Genomic DNA, 20,156 nt, shown 5'->3' with positions numbered 1-20,156 from the left:
CATGAGTTACGGGATTACCAGAACTGAGATCAAAGAGATCCTGTTCGATATCTTCGAACAGACCTTGGGTTTGGAACGCACCGAATTGGAGCAATCGGATACCTTCAAAGAACTGGGGATCGGATCGCTCAATGCGGTTGAACTGCTCGAAGCGATCAACGTCCGGTTCGACCTGAACCTGCCGACCAGCATCGTATTTGAATGTGCAGACCTTGAGTCTCTGGCGGTCTACATGGAAAAGCAGTTCCATACCCTCGTACAACCTGCAAAACAAGCACAGCCGACGGTATCGGCACCAACGCCGACACCGACACCGAAACCAGCACCAGCACCGACACCCACTCCGCCCGCTCGCGAAGCACGGGTCGAGACCGAGGAGATCGCCATCATCGGTCTCTCCGTCCGGAGTGCCGGGGCGAACGATCAAGAAGAATTCTGGAACCTGATTCGCGACGGGAAAAAATGCATCAGCGAAGTGAGCGATCCGAAACGACTGGAATACATCCAAGATCATTCGTCCAATCCGTTTCCGATCAACTATGGCAAGATGGACGACATCGACCGCTTTGACCCGCTCTTTTTTAATATCTCGGCCATCGAAGCTGAGAAGATGGATGTCACCCAGCGTATTTTGCTGGAAGAAGCGTACAAGTCTTTAGAAGATGCCGGCTACACCCCGACGCAGCTGCGCGGGCAGCCCGTCGGCACCTTTATCGGCACCGCCGGTTCCTCGGCGCTCGCTCAAGATTTTTCCCATTATTCCATGCTCGGATATGACATCAGCATCCTCGCGGCTCGCATGGCGTACTATCTGGATCTGAAAGGGCCGGCGCTGGCGGTGAACACGGCCTGCTCCTCTTCGATGGTGGCGATCGACCTGGCCTGCCAGCAGTTGAAGAGCGGGGAGATCAACCTCGCCATCGCAGGCGGAATCACGGTCTACAGCCATCCGGGCTCGTTCATCTCCATGCACAACGCCGGGATGCTGTCTCCTAATGGCGAGTGCCGTCCATTTGACGATGGAGCGAACGGCATCGTTGTAGGCGACGGCGTCGGGGTCTTGATTCTCAAGCGCCTCTGCGATGCCGAGCGGGACAACGACCACATCTACGGCATCATCCGAGGCAGCGGCACCAACCAAGACGGCCAGACCTCCGGCATCACCGCGCCGAGCTTCCTCGCGCAGAGCCAGCTGCAAGAATCGATCTACCGCAAGTACGAGATCGACGTGGAAGACATTCAATACATTGAAGCGCATGGCACGGGCACCAAGCTTGGCGATCCGATCGAGATTCACGCCCTTAACAACACCTTCCGCAAATTCACGACTCAGACAGGCTTCTGCGGAATCGGTTCGCTCAAGGCGAACATTGGTCACACGACGGCTGCAGCAGGCGTGCTCGGCGTGATCAAAGTCTTGATGAGCATGAAGCATGGAGAGATGCCACCCTCCATCCAGTATGCACAGGGCAACAAGCACATCGACTTTGCCAACAGCCCGGTCTTTGTCAACACAGCTCGTCGCGAGTGGACGCCAAATCGAAATGGCAAGCGCCTGGCTGCCGTAAACTCGTTCGGCTACAGCGGCACGAATGCCCATATGGTGATTGAAGACTATTCCAATCCGTCGCGTGCGGTTGCAGCGCCGATCAACGAAGCGATGCCAGGTCTGTTCGTGCTGTCGGCCCAAAGTGCAGAATCGCTGCAAGCCAATGCCGATGCCGCGCTCCGCTACCTCCGCTCTCACCCGGACGTCTCGCTCCCCGACTTCCTGTACACCTATCAAGTGGCGAGAGAGAGCATGGCACAACGGCTTGCCATCGTTGTCAAAGACCGGGACCAGCTGATCGGCCAGCTCGAACGCTACCTAGCAGGGGCCGGCAAGTCTGGAGAAGTCTTCGTGGGCACCGTCGGCAAGAACGGCAGCGTCAACGTTATCAATCTGGCCGACACCGAAGAGGGACAGGCGTTCCTCCTGAGTCTGCTGCACAACTGCAAGCTCAAGACGATTGCAGAACTGTGGGTCAACGGCAACCGGATCGACTGGGAAGGGCTCTACCCGGCGGGGACGGTCAAGCGACTGACCGGACTGCCGACCTATTCGTTTGCGCAAGAGCGCTACCCGTTGCCTGCGTTTCAAATCGTGCAGACAGGCTTCGGCAAGCAGGGAAAATCTGCCGTCAACGCCTTGCATCCGCTGCTCCATCGCAACACGTCAGACCTGAACGAAATGCGCTACAGCACCGTCTTCGCCGGCGAGGAGACCTTCCTTCGCGATCGGATGGTGCCGGAATTCGCCCTGTTGGAGATGGCGCGCGCGGCTGTGGAACAGGCGTCCGGCGCTCTAAAGGAAGGTCGCACACGCCTTTGTTTGCAAAATATCGTCTGGGAGTCGCCGCTCGCAGTGGGTGCTGACGGGTCGCAGGTGCACATCGCACTGTACCTGGCCGCTAATGGCGAGATCTCCTTTGAGATCTACAATGACGAGGAAGAGCTGCACGCATCAGGAAGCGCCTTGCTGACAGAGGACGAAGCGCCACTCCTCGATGCGTCCACCTTGCAGGAGCGGGGCGCGCGCGTCACGCTGCCGATGGTGCCTTCGCAGTTTCTGCTCCATCCGCACTTGCTGGATACCGTGCTGCAAGGGAGTGTGCCCGCCACCTTGCAAGAGGTCGCGATCTATGCCCCTTGCCCTCCCTCCATGTGGGTTGTGGCAGACGACGGCAACTTCACGTTCTGCGACGAACAAGGCAAGGTCTGTCTGCAAATCAGCGGTCTGCAAACGCAGAAGAACCGCCCGCAAGCGGTCTCTCCATCCGCCGAGCCGTTTGCCTTGATGACCTTTGAGGAGATCTGGCAAGAAAAAGCTCGAAACAACCACGCGCCTTCCAACTTGAACACGCTGCTCTGCTTCCTCTCGAATGCGGAGGCTCAGCGTGCGGTCGTGGAAGCGGTGCAAGCGCGAAGCCCGCAGACGCAGGTCCTTTTCGTCGCGCAAGAGACATCCTGTCAGCAGGCGCTCCGCAGCGTCCAAGAACAGCAGGGGGAAGTTGATGCCTTGCTCTACCTCTGGCCGCTGGAAGACGCTTCGCTCGTGGAGGACACGAAACCGATCCTCGACATCGTACAAGCCCTTGCGACGACGAAGCTTAAAGCCAAGAGCCTGATGCTCGTCGGCCAGCACCGAAATGCGACCGAGCGTGCGTTCCTTGAATCATGGATCGGCTTTGAGCGCTCCTTGGGCTTGGTGCTCCCGGATACCCGAGCGGCTGTCGTGATGCAAGAAGCCGGGGCCGTTTCCTTGCAGGAGAACATGCATCTCCTTCTAGACGAGCTTAATGCTTCCAAAATCGAAAGCGTCCTCTACCAAAACGGCAAGCGCCACGTCTGCAAGGTACAGCCGACCCGCATCCAAGCCGGCTCTTCCACCTTGCTGAAATCGGGCGGCACTTACCTGATCACCGGCGGTCTGGGCGGTCTGGGCTACTTGCTCGCCGAGCATCTGGCTGGCAAACACACGGTCAACCTGATCCTGACCGGGCGCTCGGCGCTCGATGCTGCCAAACAGGCGAAGATCGAAGCGCTTGAAAAACGAGACAGCCGCGTCTTCTATCTGCAAGCGGACGTCTGTGACCGCACGCGTATGGAGGAGGGGCTTGCAGAAGCCAGGTCGCAGTTCGGCCGTGTTCACGGCGTCCTGCACGCAGCCGGCCTCGTCGGAGCCGAGAGCATTCTCGACAAGGATGACCGCCGGTTCCAGCAAGTGCTCGACCCGAAGGTCAAAGGAACGCTTCTGCTCGACGAACTGCTGCAAGGGGAGCCGGAACTTGATTTTACCTGCTACTTCTCCTCTTCATCGGCGATCATCGGGGACTTCGGCTCGTGCGACTATTCGATTGCCAACCGCTTCCAAATGGCCTATGGCGAGCTGCGCAACGGGACAACATTCGTCATCAACTGGCCGCTTTGGAAAGCTGGGGGCATGCATTTTGAGAAGAAAGAAAACACGGAAGCCTACTTCAAGACCAGCGGGCAACGCTTCTTGGAAGTGGAAGAGGGCCTTGCAATTTTTGACCGCATCCTGTCGCAGAACCGCACCCAGCATCTTGTGATGGTCGGCCAGCCGAGCCGCATCGAACGCATGCTGGGCCTCGCGAAGTCGGCAGCGCCCACTCCGGTGCCCGTGCATTCCGGCAGAAACACCTCTTGCGGCAAGGGAAGACGTCCGGAGATGAAAGGATTCACGCTCGAACAGTGCGTGGGGTGGGATCTCAAAGAGCAGATCAGCTCCGTTCTCAAGATTCCGCGCACCAAACTGGACGTCGAGGAGAACTTGGCCGATTTCGGGTTTGATTCGATCAGCTTGGCCGAGTTTGCCGGTTTCCTGTCGAAACACTACAGCATTGCCGTGACGCCAGCCTTGTTCTTTGATCATTCCACGATCAGAGCTCTGACCCAGTTTTACGCGGTCACACATAGGGAGGCAATGCGGGACTTCTACCAAGAGCAAGCGGCATCCACACCGGCGATCGCGTCAGCACCTGTCGCTCCAATCGTCAGCACCCCGTCCAAGCGCCCTTCGCGCAAAAAGACCGGCAAGGCGCGATTCGCGCCCGGAGGAGCGGTGCGCAGTGCGCAGGAGCCGATTGCCATTGTCGGGATCAGCGGCAGATTCCCGCAGGCGAGCAACGTGCAGGAACTGTGGAAAAACATCCGAGACGGGAAGGAAGCGATCACGGCCGTCCTGTCTGACCGCTGGGACTGGCGGGAAGAGAAGGGCATGGGCAAATGGGGCGGATTTGTCCCGGACGTGGATCGCTTCGATCCCTTGTTCTTTAAGATCTCGCCCAAAGAAGCGGAGTACATCGATCCGAAACAGCGCCTGTTCCTGCAGGAAGCATGGCATGCGCTGGAAGATGCCGGCTATATGGGCGAGCGCATTCGTGGAACCGCATGCGGCGTCTATGTCGGGGTGGAAGAGGGAGAGTACGGGTTCTTGGCCGGAGAGGACAGTCCGCTGAACAGCAACCAGAACGCCACGCTCGCGGCCCGCATCTCCTATGCGCTCAACCTCAAGGGCCCGAACATGGCGATCACCGCCGCCTGCTCGTCCGGTCTCGTCGCGATTCACCAAGCCTGCCAAGCCCTGCGCCAAGGCGAATGCGACATGGCGCTGGCCGGCGGTGTCAGCCTGTTGGTCTCGCCGATGATCCACAACGGCATGGGCAAGCTCGACATGCTCTCCCCGGATGGCACCTGCTTTGTGTTCGACGGGCGTGCAAATGGCCTGGTGCCGAGCGAAGCGGTAGCTGTCGTCGTGCTCAAGCCGCTTAGCAAAGCGCTGGAGGATGGCGATCAGATCTACGGCTGCATCAAGGGCAGCGCCGTCAACTACGACGGCCAGACCAACGGCATCACCGCGCCGAGCCCTGCGAGCCAAGCAGACCTGCTTCATCAAGTCTACAAGCGCTTCAGCATCAACCCGGCCGACATCCAGTTTGTGCTCTCCCACAGCGTCGGTTCCAGATTGGGAGACCCCATCGAGGTGCAGGCGCTCACTAACGCCTTCCGCCGACACACTGACCGGACGCAATACTGCGCGCTCGGCTCGATCAAGCCGTTGATCGGGCATACGTTCGCCGCATCCGGCGTCGTCAGCTTGATCTCCATGCTGATGGCGATGAAAGAGCGGACGATTCCGGCTCTGCACAACTATGAATCGAGCAACGACTACATCAACCTGACAGACAGCCCGTTCGTGATTTATACCAAGAACAGATCGTGGACCACAGCCGATGAGCGCCCGCGCCTCGGTGCAGTCAGCACGACCGGCATCAGCGGCACGAACGCGCATCTTGTAGTCGAAGAATACATCCCGGCGCAGCAAGAGGCGGTCGATCAAGAACCGACGGAACCACCGCAGATCATCGTCCTCTCCGCGAAGAATCGCGAGCGTCTGGACGAGGTTGCCGCACAGCTGCTCGCGTTCCTCGAAGCCGACGAGAGCTTGAAGCTGCCTGACATCGCGCACACGCTGCAAGTCGGCCGTGACGAGATGGAGGCGCGACTTGCGATGGTGGTACAAAGCCGCGACGAGCTGATGCAAGGTCTGCGAGGCTATTTGAAAAAAGGCGACGCGCCCATCGTGCTCTATCTCGGCGACCTGAACGAGTCTCATTCCGAGATCCTCGATCTTCTGGCCGTGATCACCGGAGAGACCGTTCTTCGAGCCTTGCTGGCAGAGGGTAATCTTGGAAAATTAGCCCTCTACTGGGCGAAAGGCGGCAAGATTCCTTGGGAAGCGCTGCAAGGCGGAGCATCCGCTCGTCGCATCTCCTTGCCGACCTATCCGTTTGAGCGCCGCCGCTGCTGGCTGACCGCTCCGACAATCGCAAGACGAGAGCTGACAACGCAGAGCCTGCCAGCAGTTGCTGCAGCTTCTGCTTCCGAGGCGGCTCCCGTCTCGGAGGAACAGGACCTCGCCATCGCGGAGGATCTGCAGGAGCGAGTCATCGGCATCATCTCCGAACTGGTGGGTCTCAAGCCTGCGGAGCTTAAGGTGAACAAGCCGCTCGACCACTACGGGTTTGACTCGATTCTGTTCATGCAGCTGCTGCAGCAGATACAAACGCAGATCGACCCATCTTTCTCATTCGTCAAACTGAGCGATTGCCGATCGATGGAAGACCTGATTCGAGAGCTGGTTCCCAATGGGACGACCAAGGCGAAGCCTAAAGCGGAGATCGTGAGCCAGACTCCCACACCGCCGCAAGCACCGCTCGCAGCACCGCCGGCCCACAAGCCCGTGCAGACCAGCTTGCCGCAGTTCCCGGAACTCGTCCTGCTGAACCAAGCCACGGAAGGTCGTCCGATCTTCTGGATGCACGGGACGGCTGGCGGCGTCGGCATCTACTCGATGATCGCCAAAGTGAGCAACCGACCCTTCTACGGCATCAAAGCGCGTGGTTGGATGAGCAACCGCACCCCGATCCGAGGCATCTACGCGATGGCCGCGTATTACGTGCACATCATTCAGAGCGTGCAGCCGGAAGGGCCGTATGACTTCGGTGGCTATTCGCTCGGCGGCCTTCTCGCCTACGAAGTGGCCCGTCAATTGCAGGAACTCGGGCAAAAGGTGAACTCCATCATGTTCCTCGACACCTTGTATTCGGACAAAATCTACACCAAGACCATTTTGCCGGAAGCGATGTTCAATAGAAAAACCGCGATCCTGCAGTCGGTCAACATGTCCCTGCTCACCGAGATTCAGCACGAGCCGGAGAAGATTCCGACCACATTGATTCACCGTGATGATCTGGACCCGACACTCTCGGATGAGGAATATTCCAAGCAGCTGTTGACCCTGGCCCGCGAGCGCGGCTACAAGCGCACGGAAGACTACCTGAACACCATGATTCAGAGTAGTTCTGACGTGCAGGAAGCGATCGACCGCAGCGGATTTACCATCTTGCCGTTGACCTATCCGCAAGAGGTCAGCGCCTATTTCTTCCGCAACAAAAGCGGCTCGTTCCTCGGGGCACTGGAACCGTACTTCAAAGTCAAGACGAGCCCCGTATTCGACCAAGGGGATTATTGGTCCGAATTTGAACGTCAGATCGACGATTTCCACCTATTCGACATTGACTCGTCCAACCACATGATGCTGCTCTCGGAACCAAAAGCAGCTGCATCGATCCTTGCTTTCAGCCAAGAGCTCTACTCCGCATTCGGGCTGGACCCGACGTTCCTTGTAACGTTTGCCAACGAGCATCGCAGTTGCGTCGGCACCACTTCATAACGCCAAAAAGGGATTCTCACGCGGGTCGTGAGAATCCCTTTTTTTGTCTTCAAAATTAGTCTTTTTTGATTGCGAAGGTCAGTTCCGCTTCAGCGGCCAGCTCGCCGTCGACATAAGCAACGGCCTGTCCTTTGCCGATGACGCCTTTGAGTTTCGTGATCGAGACTTCGATGCGCAGTTGGTCGCCCGGAACGACTTGGCGGCGGAAGCGAGCACCGTCAATACCTGCCAGGAAGGCGATCTTGCCTTTAAAGTCCGGCACGCTCAACATTGCGACTCCTCCAACCTGTGCCATTGCCTCGACGATCAGCACCCCCGGCATCACCGGAAATCCTGGGAAATGCCCTTGGAAAAACGGTTCGTTGATGCTGACATTCTTGAATGCAAACAGCGCCCGCACCTGTTCTTCCTCCGTATGATCGATCTGCAACGCAATCCCGAGGCCGCCGGCCTGGGTGACCATCTCCGCCGTCTCCTCAATCGTTTCCGTACGCCCGAGGTCCGAGCTATGCCCGCGCACGCGACCCGTGCAATACAACTGCTTCAAAGCGAAGAAGGGTACCACCTTTCGGTTCGTCGTATGATTGAACCCGAAAGTGTCATTGGGCAACTGAAAAGTAACCGGGGATTCTGGCGTTATCTGCTTCGTGGCTTACCCAAAGTGAGTCTTGAGGTCGGGTGGCTTTCGCTTGCCCACAATTTGCTCAAGTGGGCAACGCTGAAGCAAAAGCGCAAGTTCTGGGGCTAGTTTAGCCCCGAAACTCGCGCTTTTTTTATCTCATTCAAAATTCGAAGCGGTAAGGGCATCACAAGGTAGATAAAAAACTACTTTTGGGACAGCCCATTTTTTCTTGTTTTTACCTGCTGCGTCGTGACTATCTGATTCCTGTTTTTCTCATACTAAAAGGGAAACGAACCCAAAGTACAGATAAAGGACTGATGACGGATGGATACGACGCAGCGGCAGCCTCTCTATTTGCGTTTGCGCAAGCGGATTGGGATACGTCCCGAGAAGGAAGTGACGCTCGGGCAGGCGGCGAGGCTGCTTGGCGAGTCCGAAGAGCAGGAACAGCGCCTCGGCCAGCTCGTTCTATATCGTCACAGCAAGCCGGACGGCAACCGCGTCGTCATCGATTTGCTGCAAATTGTCAGCCGGCTGCGCGAGCTGGAGCCTGGTCTGTCTATTGAAGCCTATGGCGATCCGCAGGTGCTGGTTATGATTGCGGATAAGCCGCCAAAGCCGCGCATTCCGCTGCTGATTTTTTCATGGCTGCTGCTGTTTTTCGGCGCAGGTCTGGCGATTATGAACTTCCATACGGATGTCAGTATGAAGGAGGTCCATATTCGGATCGTCGAGCTGATAACCGGAGAGCATAATGAACATCCGCTTTGGTTTCAAATTCCATATTCCTTCGGCATTGGGCTTGGCATGGTGCTGTTTTTCAACCATCTGTTCCGAAAAAAATTCAATGAAGAGCCGAATCCGCTAGAAGTAGAGCTGTTCACCTACCAGGAAAATGTGAACGCCTATGTTATCGCCGACGAGATGCGTAAAAAAAATGATCGTCAAACCGCTCGGAGTGAGGACGATGCTTGATTGGCCGATTCATGCGTTTATTGTCATGCTGGGCTTATCGGGAGGGCTTGCGGTAGGCAGCGGACTGGTGGCGCTGCTAACAGTGCTGGATCTTATTCCGCGATTGGCCCAAATTGCCTTTGCCTACAGCCTGTCCATTTGGTTTGAAACGGCGGTAATAAGCGGTGCGGTTTATTGGACATTCGCAGATTTTTTCGATTGGAAGCTTTCGCTTGCGGGCATTACGTCACAGATTGCTGTTGGGCTGCTCAATGGCATTTTCGTCGGCTTGCTTGCGGCGGCGCTGACGGAAGTGCTGAATGTGTTTCCCATCCTCGCCAAACGCATCCATCTGTCGGACTATTTAGTTGGCCTTGTGATGGCGATGGTGCTTGGCAAAACGCTCGGGTCGCTGCTGGACTGGCTTTGGTATCAATGGTAGGGAAATGGTAGAGAATGAGCAGGGCTATGCTGGAGAACTGAGGTGAAGGAAGAGGATGGATAAGGATCAAGAGCAGCACAATGAAACGGGGCAAGATTACAAGCAGGCGAGCATTCCTGGCTTGATGAAGCTGGGAAATGAGCCAGACACCGAAGCGGGCAGGGAGAAGCATTCTTCCGGTAAAAGAGAGCGAGGCTGGCGGCAGGTGAAGGGGTTTCTTCATGCCCAGCAGCTTGCTGGCGGGGAGAAGGAGAACCCGCACGTGGAGAGTAGAAGCGACCACCAGCAAAATAGGGAGGAAGGGCAGCATGGCCACGATCAGCCGCTGCATGCCCGTGCCAAAGTGCAAGAAAGCAGGCAGGGACAGCGGCAAACGCAGGAACGAGGGAAGTCGCAAGGCAAAGAGCAAGGGCAGGATGGTCGCGAGGAGCGGATTCCTTCGGATTTGGATGATGTATTGGAGCGGCTGAAAAATGAGCTTGGCTACGGCAGCAGCTTCGATGTTGTTGTTCGGGAAATGATATTCGGCGAGCGGCGAGTCGCGTTCGTGTTTATGAACGGTCTAGCAAAGGATACGCTGCAAACAGAAGTGCTGAAGCGGCTGACCTACTTGCAGCCGGATGATTTATCATCCGATGCGCTGCATGCCTTTCTCGATATGTATGTGCCAGCATCCCAGGTCAAGTCCGAGCAGGACTGGAATAAGCTGCTGACGGGCATTCTCTCTGGCGGAACGGCGCTGTTCATCGACAAGGAAGCAACGGCGCTGCTTATTGACGCCAAAAACTTTCCGGCACGCTCGCCGGACGAGCCAAGCCTGGAGCGGGTCGTCAGAGGCAGTCGCGACGGCTTCGTCGAAACGTTGATGATGAATATTTCGCTTGTAAGGCGCAGGCTGCGTGATCCGCAGCTTCGTTACGAGCTGGTGCAGATTGGCGAGCGCACGCAGACGGATGTATGTATCGCCTACATTGCTGATTTGGTAGACAAGGAATTGCTTAAATCCGTTAAGGAAAAAATTTCGCTGGTCAAGGTAGACGGCATTCCGCTTGCCGACAAGCAGCTGGAGGAGGCGACCGTTAAACGGGGCTGGAGCCCATTCCCGCTCGTCCGTTATTCGGAGCGTCCGGATGTTGTGGCCTCGCATTTGCTGGAAGGAGCGGTTGTCGTCTTCGTGGACACATCGCCCAGCGTCATGATTTTGCCGACGACATATTTCGATCTTATCCAGCATGTTGAGGAAAATCGCCAGACGCCGTTTATCGGCACCTATCTGCGCTGGGTACGGTTTATTGGCATATTCGCCTCGCTTTTTCTGCTGCCGCTCTGGCTGCTGTTCGTTATCCATCCGGAGCTGAAGCCGCAGGCGCTGGAGTTTCTAGGGCCATCGAAAACCGGCAAGCTACCGCTGCTCGTACAATTTCTACTGGCGGAGGTTGGTGTCGATCTGCTGCGGCTCGCCTCGGTGCATACGCCAACTTCGCTGGCGACGGCAATGTCGCTCGTATCAGCTATTCTCATTGGCGATATTGCGGTCCAGACGGGCATTTTCGTCAATGAGGTCATTTTGTATATGTCGGTTGCGGCTATTGGGATGTTTGCGACGCCGAGCTATGAGCTGGGGCTGGCGAACCGCATTGTCAGGCTTGTGCTCATTACGCTTGTGGCAGCCTTTCAGGTGCCGGGCTTCATTGTTGGGACGACGGTTATCCTGCTGTTTTTGTGCATGGAGCGTTCGTTCAATCGTCCCTACATGTGGCCGTTTATTCCGTTTGATTTCCGGGCGATGATGAATATCATTTTCCGGACGCCCGTGCTGCAAAATCGCAAGCGGCCCAATCTGCTGCGGCCCCAGCAGCTCGATAAAATGCCCGAAACGGAGTAAAGCCGTAAATAATGCAAATGACTTGTTAAATTATCCATTACGCTTGCGGGTAGATTGCGATATACTGTTGCTATTGGTGTAAATCGAATCTATTCACGTATGGAGGAATAATAACAATGTACTTGCACGGAACGAGCAAAGTTAATGCCCAGGGGCATTTGGAAATCGGCGGCTGTGATGTAACGGAGCTGGCGAAAGAATATGGTACGCCGCTATATATTGTCGATGAGGCGTTAGTGCGAAAGCGCGCGAATGAATATGTGACCGCTTTTCAAAAATCCGGCCTGCAATTTCAAGTGGCCTATGCAAGCAAAGCATTCAGCACAATGGCAATGTGTGCGCTTGCCGAGCAGGAAAACCTGTCGCTTGACATCGTTTCCGACGGAGAGCTGCACACGGCGCTGAAAGCGGGCTTCCCAGCAGCGCGCATTCACTTCCACGGCAACAATAAATCGCCGGATGAAATCAATATGGCGCTGGATGCAGGCATCGGCTGCTTCGTAGTAGATAACTCTACTGAGCTTAAAGTGCTTAATGCGCTGGCGAAGGACAAAGGCTTGACGGTTAAAATTTTGCTGCGGATTACGCCGGGTGTTGAGGCGCATACGCATGACTATATTTCCACGGGCCAACAAGATTCCAAGTTCGGCTTCGATTTGACGAATGGCGCGGCTAAACTGGCGATTAAGGAAGCGATGGAGCTGTCCAATCTGGATGTGCTTGGCGTTCATTCCCACATCGGCTCGCAAATTTTTGAAGTAGACGGCTTTAAGATGGCTGTTGAGAAAATGTCGGCGTTTGCAATTGAAATTCGCCAAGACCTTGGCTTGACGTTCCAGGTTATCAACCTTGGCGGCGGCTTCGGCATCCGTTATGTAGACGGAGATTCCCCGCTTCCAGTTGCTCAATACGTTGCAGCGATTACGGATACGCTCATTTCCAGCTTTACGGCAGCGGAATTCCCGCTTCCTGAAATTTGGGTTGAGCCGGGCCGCAGCATCGTTGGCGATGCAGGCACAACGCTTTATACAGTTGGAACTAGCAAGGAAATTCCAGGCGTGCGCAAATATATCGCTGTAGATGGCGGCATGATGGATAACCCGCGTCCGGCGCTTTATCAATCCGTTTATGAAGCGGTGCTTGCAAATCGTGCGAACGAGGCAAGCGAAGAGACGGTTACCGTAGCGGGCAAAGCTTGCGAAAGCGGCGACAAGCTCATTATTGATTTGGAATTGCCGAAAGCAAACAGCGGCGATCTGCTTGCAGTATTTTGCACAGGCGCTTATAATTATTCGATGGCGAGCAACTACAACCGTTTCCGCCGTCCAGCTGTCGTATTTGTCAAAGATGGCGTGTCTGATCTCGTCGTTCAGCGCGAATCTTTGGACAATATTGTCGGCAATGACTTGCTTCCGGCAAGACTTCGCAAAACAGCCCTTGCGAAATAAGGGTTAAATTTGGTAACGTAGTCTTATTCGGATATAGAAAGGTAGATGTTTAATAGATGGCAAAACAAGCGAAAATTACAATGGCAAACGGAGCAGAGGTTATAATTGACCTCTTTGATCAAGATGCGCCTAACACAGTTGCAAACTTTGAGAAGCTTGCCAACGATGGTTTTTATAATGGTTTGACTTTCCACCGCGTAATCCCGGGCTTCGTTGCTCAAGGCGGCTGCCCTACTGGCAACGGCACTGGCGGACCTGGCTACACAATCAACTGTGAAATCAACCCAAACAAGCATGAGCGCGGTTCCCTTGCAATGGCGCATGCTGGACGCAACACAGGCGGAAGCCAATTCTACATCGGCTATGCTCCACAGCCGCATCTGGATGGCGGACACACTGTATTTGGCAAAGTAGCTAAAGGCATGGAGCATGTTGACACGTTCCGCCAAGGCGAAAAAATGGAAAAAGTTGAAATTGTAACGGTTTAATCGTTGCTAGAAGGCCGCTTGTTTTTCCGATTGGTCGGGGGAACGAGCGGCTTTTTTTATAAAAGGCTCAAACATTATGACTGCTAATTGAGAATCAGAATCGAAAACTCTTGCTTTTTCAATTTTGCGGTGGTAACATTTCATCAGAGTTACATTTTAAAAGTAAGTGACTATAAGAAAAACGCCTGACGGCGTTCTTTCTATTAGACGCCATCGTTTTGGCGAAACGTATAGAAAAAAATAATACAGTGGCTTTCCTTCGGGGTCGGGTGAAAATCCCAACCGGCGGTGATCAGGAGGCTGTCTAAGCGCTTGGAACGTTGAAGCGACAGATATGCTGCCTGTCAGTCCGTGACCCGTATACAATGAATTCAGAGCGTGTGAACGCATGAACGGATTGTGTACGGCTGACCTGGTGCAATTCCGGGACCGACAGTACAGTCTGGATGGGAGAAGGAGACACTTTCAAGGCGTGATTTCATGCTTATTTGCTTGCACTTTTTTTGCTGGGCAATTAGGTCTGTTAAAATCGATTATTTGTGTACTTGAAAGCGGGTCTCTAGGATATACTCTCATCTCCGTTGGCTATGTTGCTAATGGAGGTTTTTTGCGTTCATGGATATTTTGAATGACAGTTATTATATGAGCTTAGCACTGGATATGGCAGAGAAGGCGGCTGGACAGACGGATATTAATCCAATCGTCGGCTGCGTCGTTGTAAAGGAAGGCCGAATTATCGGCATTGGTACACATCTCAAGCGGGGAACCGGGCATGCTGAGGTGCATGCGCTGCAAATGGCGGGCGAAGAAGCGGAAGGTGCTACTGCGTATGTAACGCTGGAGCCTTGCAGCCATTTTGGCAAGACGCCGCCTTGCTGCGAGCGGCTTATTGATGCCAAGGTGGCAAGGGTGGTCGTTGCAACGACCGATCCGAACCCACAGGTAGCTGGGCGGGGCATTGAACGGCTGAAGGAATGCGGCATTGAGGTTGAGGTGGGCCTTCTAGGGGAACGTTCCAACCAAATGAATGAAAAATTTAATAAATACATTACGACGAAGCTGCCGTTTGTCACCCTTAAGACAGCGAGCACGCTCGATGGCAAAATTGCTTCCCGCACCGGCGACAGCAGATGGGTAACGGGCAGTGCTGCAAGGGAGCAGGTGCATACGCTGCGCCATCAGCATATGGGTATCATGGTCGGTATCGGCACCGTTCTTGCAGACGATCCGCAGCTCACGACAAGAGCAGACGTACCGGCGCTGCATCCGGTGCGTATTGTCATCGACAGCAGCCTGAAGCTGCCGCTCACCGCGCGCGTGGTCACGGATCGGACAGCAAGAACGATCGTCATTGCGACTGAGCAGGCGGGTGACGCCAAGGCGCAGGAGCTGCTGGCTGCTGGCGTCGAGCTCATTCGGGCAGGCACCGGAGAGCAGGTTGATTTGCCGGAAGCGATGAGAAAGCTTGGCGAGCTGGAAATAGGGTCGATTTTGCTGGAAGGCGGAGGTAAGCTCAATGGTGCAATGCTAACAGCAGGACTCATCGATAAAATCATGATTTACATGGCTACCAAAATCATTGGCGGAGCAGCAGCTCCCGGCACCTTTGATTTTGAAGGCTTTGAAAAAATGGCGCAGGCTATTGAACTGGAGCGCACGCAGGTGGAGCAAGCGGGAGCTGATATTTGCATAAGCGGCTACCCGGTCTACCGTCATGTTTAGAGAGGAGGGTTAGCCGTGTTTACGGGTCTGATTGAAGAAGTCGGGAAGCTGAAGCGGGTGGTCAAGCAGGGCGAGGCTATGGTAGTAACGATTGCCGCCTCCCGCGTCCTCGAAGGTGTGGCGCTGGGCGACAGCATAGCCGTAAACGGCGTTTGTCTGACGGTCATCTCCTTTACAGGCAGCACCTTTGACGCTGATGTAATGCCGGAGACATACCGGCGCTCCAATCTTCACCAGCTAAAGCCCGGTGAACAGGTCAATCTGGAGCGCGCGATGCTGGCTGGAGGGCGCTTTGGCGGTCATATGGTGCAGGGGCATATTGACGGCACAGGCGTCATTGCAAAAAGGGCAACCGACGCCAATGCTGTTATATTCAGTATTAAGCTGAACGATGCGGCAACGCTGAAATATGTCATTCCGAAAGGTTCGATCGCCATTGACGGCATCAGCCTAACGGTTGTTGGCACGAATGATTCGGGCTTCTCGGTGTCCGTCATCCCGCATACGCTTGGCGAAACGGCTTTGCTCGATAAGCGCATAGGCGATTCCGTTAATATCGAATGCGATATGATTGGCAAATATGTGGAGCATTTGCTGCATTTCAAGCCAGCTCGCGAGGCTGGGGCGACTTCCGGCAGCAAAGCTGGCACGGCAAGCGGAGCGAAGCTGAGCACTGCTTTTTTAAGTGAAAATGGATTTATGTAATAACGAATAGATGTTTAGTTGAAGTGGTGAACGATCAGGGAGGGAAGCTTTATGGGACAGCAGGATCAGCCTTTGGAGAAATCATTGTTTAATACGATTGAGGAAGCGCTTGAGGATTTGCTGCTTGGCAAGCCCGTTATCGTTGTAGATGATGAGGATCGTGAAAATGAAGGCGACCTCATTGCGCTGGCCTCAATGGCGACGCCTGAAGTGATCAATTTTATGATTACGAAGGCCCGCGGGCTTGTGTGCGTTCCGATTACCGCAGAGCGGGCGGAGCAGCTTGAACTGCCGCCGATGGTAGCACGCAATACGGATTTTCATGGAACGGCATTTACCGTTTCCGTTGACCATATTTCCACAACGACCGGCATCTCTGCGCATGAGCGCTCCGAGACGGTCAAGTCGCTCATTGACCCGAATACGAAGGCGGCGGATTTCCGCAAGCCGGGCCACATTTTTCCGCTGATTGCGAAAGATGGCGGCGTGCTCAGACGGGCAGGCCACACAGAGGCGGGTATTGATCTGGCCTTAATGTGCGGCTCAGAGCCCGCAGCGGTCATTTGCGAAGTCATTAATGAAGACGGCACGATGGCAAGATTGCCGGATCTTGTTGAGTTTAAGCATGAGCATGATCTCAAGCTTATTACAATCCAAGAGCTGATTGTATACCGCAATGCGAAGGAAAAGCTCGTTGAGCGAGTCGTTGAGGTTAATATGCCGACGGATTTCGGAGATTTTAAAGCGATTGGTTTTACGAATGATATAGACGGCAAGGAGCATGTCGCTTTTGTAAAAGGCGAGATTGATCCGGAAAGCCCGCTGCTTGTGCGCGTGCACTCGGAATGCTTGACGGGCGATGTATTCCATTCGCATCGCTGTGATTGCGGACCGCAGCTTGCGGCAGCGCTGACGCAGATTGAGGAAGCGGGCAATGGCGTGCTGCTCTATATGCGCCAAGAAGGACGCGGAATCGGCCTAATCAACAAGCTCAAAGCTTATGTGCTTCAGGAGCAGGGGCTCGATACGGTCGATGCCAATTTGCAGCTTGGATTTGCGCCGGACTTGCGCGACTACGGCATTGGAGCACAAATTTTGCGCGATCTCGGCATTCGCAAAATGCGCCTGCTCACCAACAACCCGCGCAAAATTAAAGGGCTGGAAGGCTACGGGCTTGAAGTTACCGAGCGTGTGCCGATTCAAATGGAAGCGAATAAGGACAATGACCGTTATTTGCGGACCAAGCAAGCGAAGCTCGGCCATCTGTTTGATTTTCAGGATCAAAATCAGGAACAAAAGTAATATTACACGCATTATAAAAACCAATTGGGAGGAATTTAATTATGCCACATGTATATGAGGGACATTTAGTTTCGGAAGGCTTGCGTTACGGAATCGTTGTTGGAAGGTTTAATGAATTTATTGCCGGCAAGCTGCTTAGCGGAGCGCTTGATGCATTTAAACGCCATGGTGCATTGGATAACGAGGTTGAGGTTGCTTGGGTACCGGGAGCTTTTGAAATTCCGCTTATCGCGCAAAAGATGGCAGAGAGCGGCAAATACGATGCGGTTATTACGCTAGGCGCCGTTATTCGGGGGTCAACACCGCATTTTGACTACGTGTGCAACGAGGCGGCAAAAGGAGTGGCGGCTGTTGGCTTGAAAACGGGCGTACCGACGATTTTTGGCGTATTGACGGTTGATTCCATCGAGCAAGCGATTGAGCGTGCAGGAACAAAAGCTGGAAATAAAGGGTACGAAGCTGCAGCCAGTGCAATAGAGATGGCTAATTTAACAAAATTGCTGCATAATTAAGCTTAAGGCTTGCAGCTCACGAGAAGGGCCTCTGAGAAGAGGCCTTTCTATTTTTGGCGTAACGGATGGTTGCGGTTGGTTGGCATCAGCTGTTTACGTTTACGAGTGGCGCAGCGATTTTATCGGAAGATTAGTCGGGAGGAAATGGCAGTGTCAGTGCTTTACAAGCTGGAATCTTTCGAAGGGCCTCTGGATCTGCTGCTGCATTTGATTGATAAAGCAGAAATCGATATTCATGAGGTATCAATCAACGAGATTACAGATCAGTATATGGACTATTTGAATGCAATGACGGAGATGGAGCTTGAGGTGACCAGCGAGTTTCTGGTGATGGCGGCTACACTGCTGGCCATTAAGAGCAGGCAGCTGCTGCCGAAGCCGCCCGTGTTTGAGGAAGAATATGAGGACTGGCCGGATGATGGCCTTGATCCTCGCGATGAGCTCATTCAGAAGCTCGTTGAATATCGCAAATTCAAGCAAATTGCCGAGCAGCTGCGGGAGAAGGAAACGCAGCGGAGCCTCGTTTTTTCGCGTGAGCCGGAGGACATGACCCCCTTTTTGCAGGAGCAGGACATTAACCCGCTTGAGGGCCTGCATGTGTCTGATCTGGTAGCGGCTTTTCAGCGTGCGCTCAAAAAGGCGGCGAGGCGCCAATTTGTGGCGACTGTGCAGCGGGACGAAATATCCGTAAAGGATCGGATTCGCGACATTGTTGAGGTGCTGCGGCAGTATGAGACGGTGCAGTTTTCAAAGCTGATTCGCGAAAATATGGACAAGCATGAAATCGTCGTAACGTTTTTGGCGATTTTGGAGTTGATGAAGATGAAGCATATTCGTTGTTTTCAGCATCAGCTGTTTGATGATATTGTGATTCATTGGAGAGGGGATGCGGAGGACAGTGGATTATCAGAAGTTGAAGTCGATTATTGAGGGTCTGCTGTTCATGGCAGGCGATGAAGGGCTGACGAAGCGGCAAATTGCAGATATTATGCAGTTTGATGCCGAGCTTGCTGCCGATTTGGTGTATGAGCTGCATCGGGATTTGGCTCGGGAGGAGCGAGGCGTTCAGGTAACGGAGGTTGCCGGTGCTTATCGGTTGACGACTCATCCAGATCACGCCGCTTATTTTGAGCGGATGGCCTATACGCCAACACGTTCGCAGCTATCGCAAGCAGCGCTGGAGACATTATCAATCGTTGCTTACCGCCAGCCGATTACCCGTATTGATATCGAGGAAATTCGCGGTGTCAAAACCGATAGAGCAATTCAGTCGCTCGTCTCCAAAGATTTAATTGAAGAGGTGGGCCGCGCGGAAGCAATTGGACGTCCTATTTTGTATGGCACGACCAAAGCGTTTCTCGATTATTTCGGCTTGTCCAGCATTAAAGCTTTGCCAGAGCCGAAGCATATCGATGTGGAAGACGCCCTTGAAGAACAGACACAAATGCTGTTTGAACGCATCGGCGAGCGGCAAATGACGATTGACGAGATTCCGCCGAATTAATCAGGCTTGCAGAGAATGAGATTTGACCGCCGGGTCATACTATATTCAACCCATAATAGGAAAACGGAGGAAGCACTATGCCCGGAAACCTTTACGGCTTGATGACGGCGGCAGGTCTCTTTTTTTTGTTCTTATTGCTGCTTGCCCTTGCTTCGCCGGTGCGCGTATATGGAAAGCTTAGAAGGAAGGGCGACCTTGACCATATCGATGTGCGAATTGTAGGGCTGTATGGTCTGCTGCATTATAAGGTGAAGATCCCGCAATTGAAATTGCAGGGAGCCACAATCCGGCTGCATGAGCAAATTAGCACCAAGCAGGCGGGCGTGGAGCATTCCAAGGAGCAGCAGGGGAAAATTGACGCCGAAAATGTACAGCGGTTTATTGAAAAACTGAAGCATGCGCTGGAAGTAACCGATAATTTGCGAGGCTGGGTCAAGCAGCTGCTGAAAAAGGTGCAATTGACCGAATGGAAATGGTCGACAACGGTAGGCGTTGGGGACGCGATGTGGACGGCCATGACGACTGGGGCTGTGTGGTCGATTAAAACGACGATGCTGGGCGTCATATCACAGTTCGTTTTGCTTAAAGCCGATCCGGTGCTTCAGGTGCAGCCGATGTACCAAGGGACTTATTTTCAAACAGAATGGCAATGTACGGCCAAGCTTAGCATGTTCCATGCGGTAAAATCAGGCCTTAGCTTGCTATTCAGACTCAAAAAAGGCTCGCATGGCATCACAATGTGGCACCAAATTTTGTTTAAATAATGGATGAGTA

Annotated in this window: 15 protein-coding genes and 1 riboswitch; of the genes, 14 read left to right on the top strand and 1 reads right to left on the bottom strand. The window is 54.1% G+C overall.

The genetic code is table 11. The features are described from left to right. Nucleotide 1 precedes the first annotated feature (1 nt). Nucleotides 2–7,798 (top strand): SDR family NAD(P)-dependent oxidoreductase, encoded by a 7,797-nt coding sequence (locus ACSR9A_RS12795; RefSeq protein WP_473757574.1) that lies wholly within the window; start codon nt 2–4, stop codon nt 7,796–7,798. 55 nt (nt 7,799–7,853) lie between these two features. Here the strand turns inward: ACSR9A_RS12795 and fabZ are convergent, their stop codons facing one another. Next, nucleotides 7,854–8,261: a 3-hydroxyacyl-ACP dehydratase FabZ gene (fabZ, locus tag ACSR9A_RS12790; RefSeq protein ID WP_473757573.1), complete on the bottom strand. Its 408-nt coding sequence runs from the start codon at nt 8,259–8,261 to the stop codon at nt 7,854–7,856. Between fabZ and ACSR9A_RS12785 the strand changes: the two genes are divergently transcribed. From ACSR9A_RS12785 to ACSR9A_RS12725, 13 genes are all read left to right on the top strand, one after another. Continuing rightward, entirely contained in the window at nt 8,214–8,546 is a 333-nt protein-coding gene (locus ACSR9A_RS12785) for a transposase (protein ID WP_473757572.1), read from the top strand. The two genes, fabZ and ACSR9A_RS12785, sit on opposite strands and share 48 nt — an antisense overlap. A 198-nt stretch (nt 8,547–8,744) precedes the next feature. Continuing rightward, on the top strand, nt 8,745–9,395 hold the full coding sequence (locus ACSR9A_RS12780; protein ID WP_341278214.1) for a stage V sporulation protein AA: 651 nt from the start codon (nt 8,745–8,747) through the stop codon (nt 9,393–9,395). Then, nucleotides 9,388–9,816 (top strand): stage V sporulation protein AB, encoded by a 429-nt coding sequence (locus ACSR9A_RS12775; RefSeq protein ID WP_473757571.1) that lies wholly within the window; start codon nt 9,388–9,390, stop codon nt 9,814–9,816. The genes ACSR9A_RS12780 and ACSR9A_RS12775 overlap by 8 nt, the downstream gene beginning before the upstream one ends. Before the next feature lie 55 nt (nt 9,817–9,871). After that, nucleotides 9,872–11,701: a spore germination protein gene (locus ACSR9A_RS12770; RefSeq protein ID WP_473757569.1), complete on the top strand. Its 1,830-nt coding sequence runs from the start codon at nt 9,872–9,874 to the stop codon at nt 11,699–11,701. Nucleotides 11,702–11,817: 116 nt separating this feature from the next. Further along, the gene (lysA, locus tag ACSR9A_RS12765) at nt 11,818–13,149 is read left to right on the top strand and encodes a diaminopimelate decarboxylase (protein WP_473757568.1); all 1,332 of its coding nucleotides are present in this window, start codon (nt 11,818–11,820) and stop codon (nt 13,147–13,149) included. A 56-nt stretch (nt 13,150–13,205) separates the two neighbouring features. Further along, a complete protein-coding gene (locus ACSR9A_RS12760) occupies nt 13,206–13,637 on the top strand; it encodes a peptidylprolyl isomerase (protein WP_341278210.1) in 432 nt (143 codons plus the stop codon). 251 nt (nt 13,638–13,888) lie between these two features. Continuing rightward, nucleotides 13,889–14,099, top strand: a riboswitch (FMN riboswitch). A 153-nt stretch (nt 14,100–14,252) separates the two neighbouring features. Next, nucleotides 14,253–15,359, top strand: coding sequence for a bifunctional diaminohydroxyphosphoribosylaminopyrimidine deaminase/5-amino-6-(5-phosphoribosylamino)uracil reductase RibD (gene ribD / locus ACSR9A_RS12755; protein WP_473757567.1), 1,107 nt, complete (start codon nt 14,253–14,255; stop codon nt 15,357–15,359). 15 nt (nt 15,360–15,374) lie between these two features. After that, nucleotides 15,375–16,064, top strand: a complete 690-nt coding sequence (gene ribE / locus ACSR9A_RS12750; protein ID WP_473757566.1) for a riboflavin synthase — start codon at nt 15,375–15,377, stop codon at nt 16,062–16,064. Nucleotides 16,065–16,115: 51 nt separating this feature from the next. Further along, entirely contained in the window at nt 16,116–17,366 is a 1,251-nt protein-coding gene (locus ACSR9A_RS12745) for a bifunctional 3,4-dihydroxy-2-butanone-4-phosphate synthase/GTP cyclohydrolase II (RefSeq protein ID WP_473757564.1), read from the top strand. A gap of 41 nt (nt 17,367–17,407) precedes the next feature. After that, complete coding sequence (ribH, locus tag ACSR9A_RS12740) at nt 17,408–17,878, top strand: 6,7-dimethyl-8-ribityllumazine synthase (RefSeq protein ID WP_056028895.1); 471 nt, start codon at nt 17,408–17,410, stop codon at nt 17,876–17,878. A 150-nt stretch (nt 17,879–18,028) separates the two neighbouring features. Then, the gene (locus ACSR9A_RS12735; protein ID WP_056028893.1) at nt 18,029–18,808 is read left to right on the top strand and encodes a segregation and condensation protein A; all 780 of its coding nucleotides are present in this window, start codon (nt 18,029–18,031) and stop codon (nt 18,806–18,808) included. Beyond that, on the top strand, nt 18,777–19,382 hold the full coding sequence (gene scpB, locus ACSR9A_RS12730) for an SMC-Scp complex subunit ScpB (protein WP_046231988.1): 606 nt from the start codon (nt 18,777–18,779) through the stop codon (nt 19,380–19,382). Before ACSR9A_RS12735 ends, scpB begins: the two co-directional genes overlap by 32 nt. Before the next feature lie 77 nt (nt 19,383–19,459). Next, nucleotides 19,460–20,146, top strand: a complete 687-nt coding sequence (locus ACSR9A_RS12725) for a DUF2953 domain-containing protein (RefSeq protein ID WP_473757563.1) — start codon at nt 19,460–19,462, stop codon at nt 20,144–20,146. The last annotated feature ends 10 nt before the right edge of the window (nt 20,147–20,156 follow it).

The organism is Paenibacillus sp. R-74696 (genome assembly GCF_055814915.1).
Note: the sequence above shows the minus strand (reverse complement) of the source record. Positions and strands in the feature narration are given on the sequence as shown.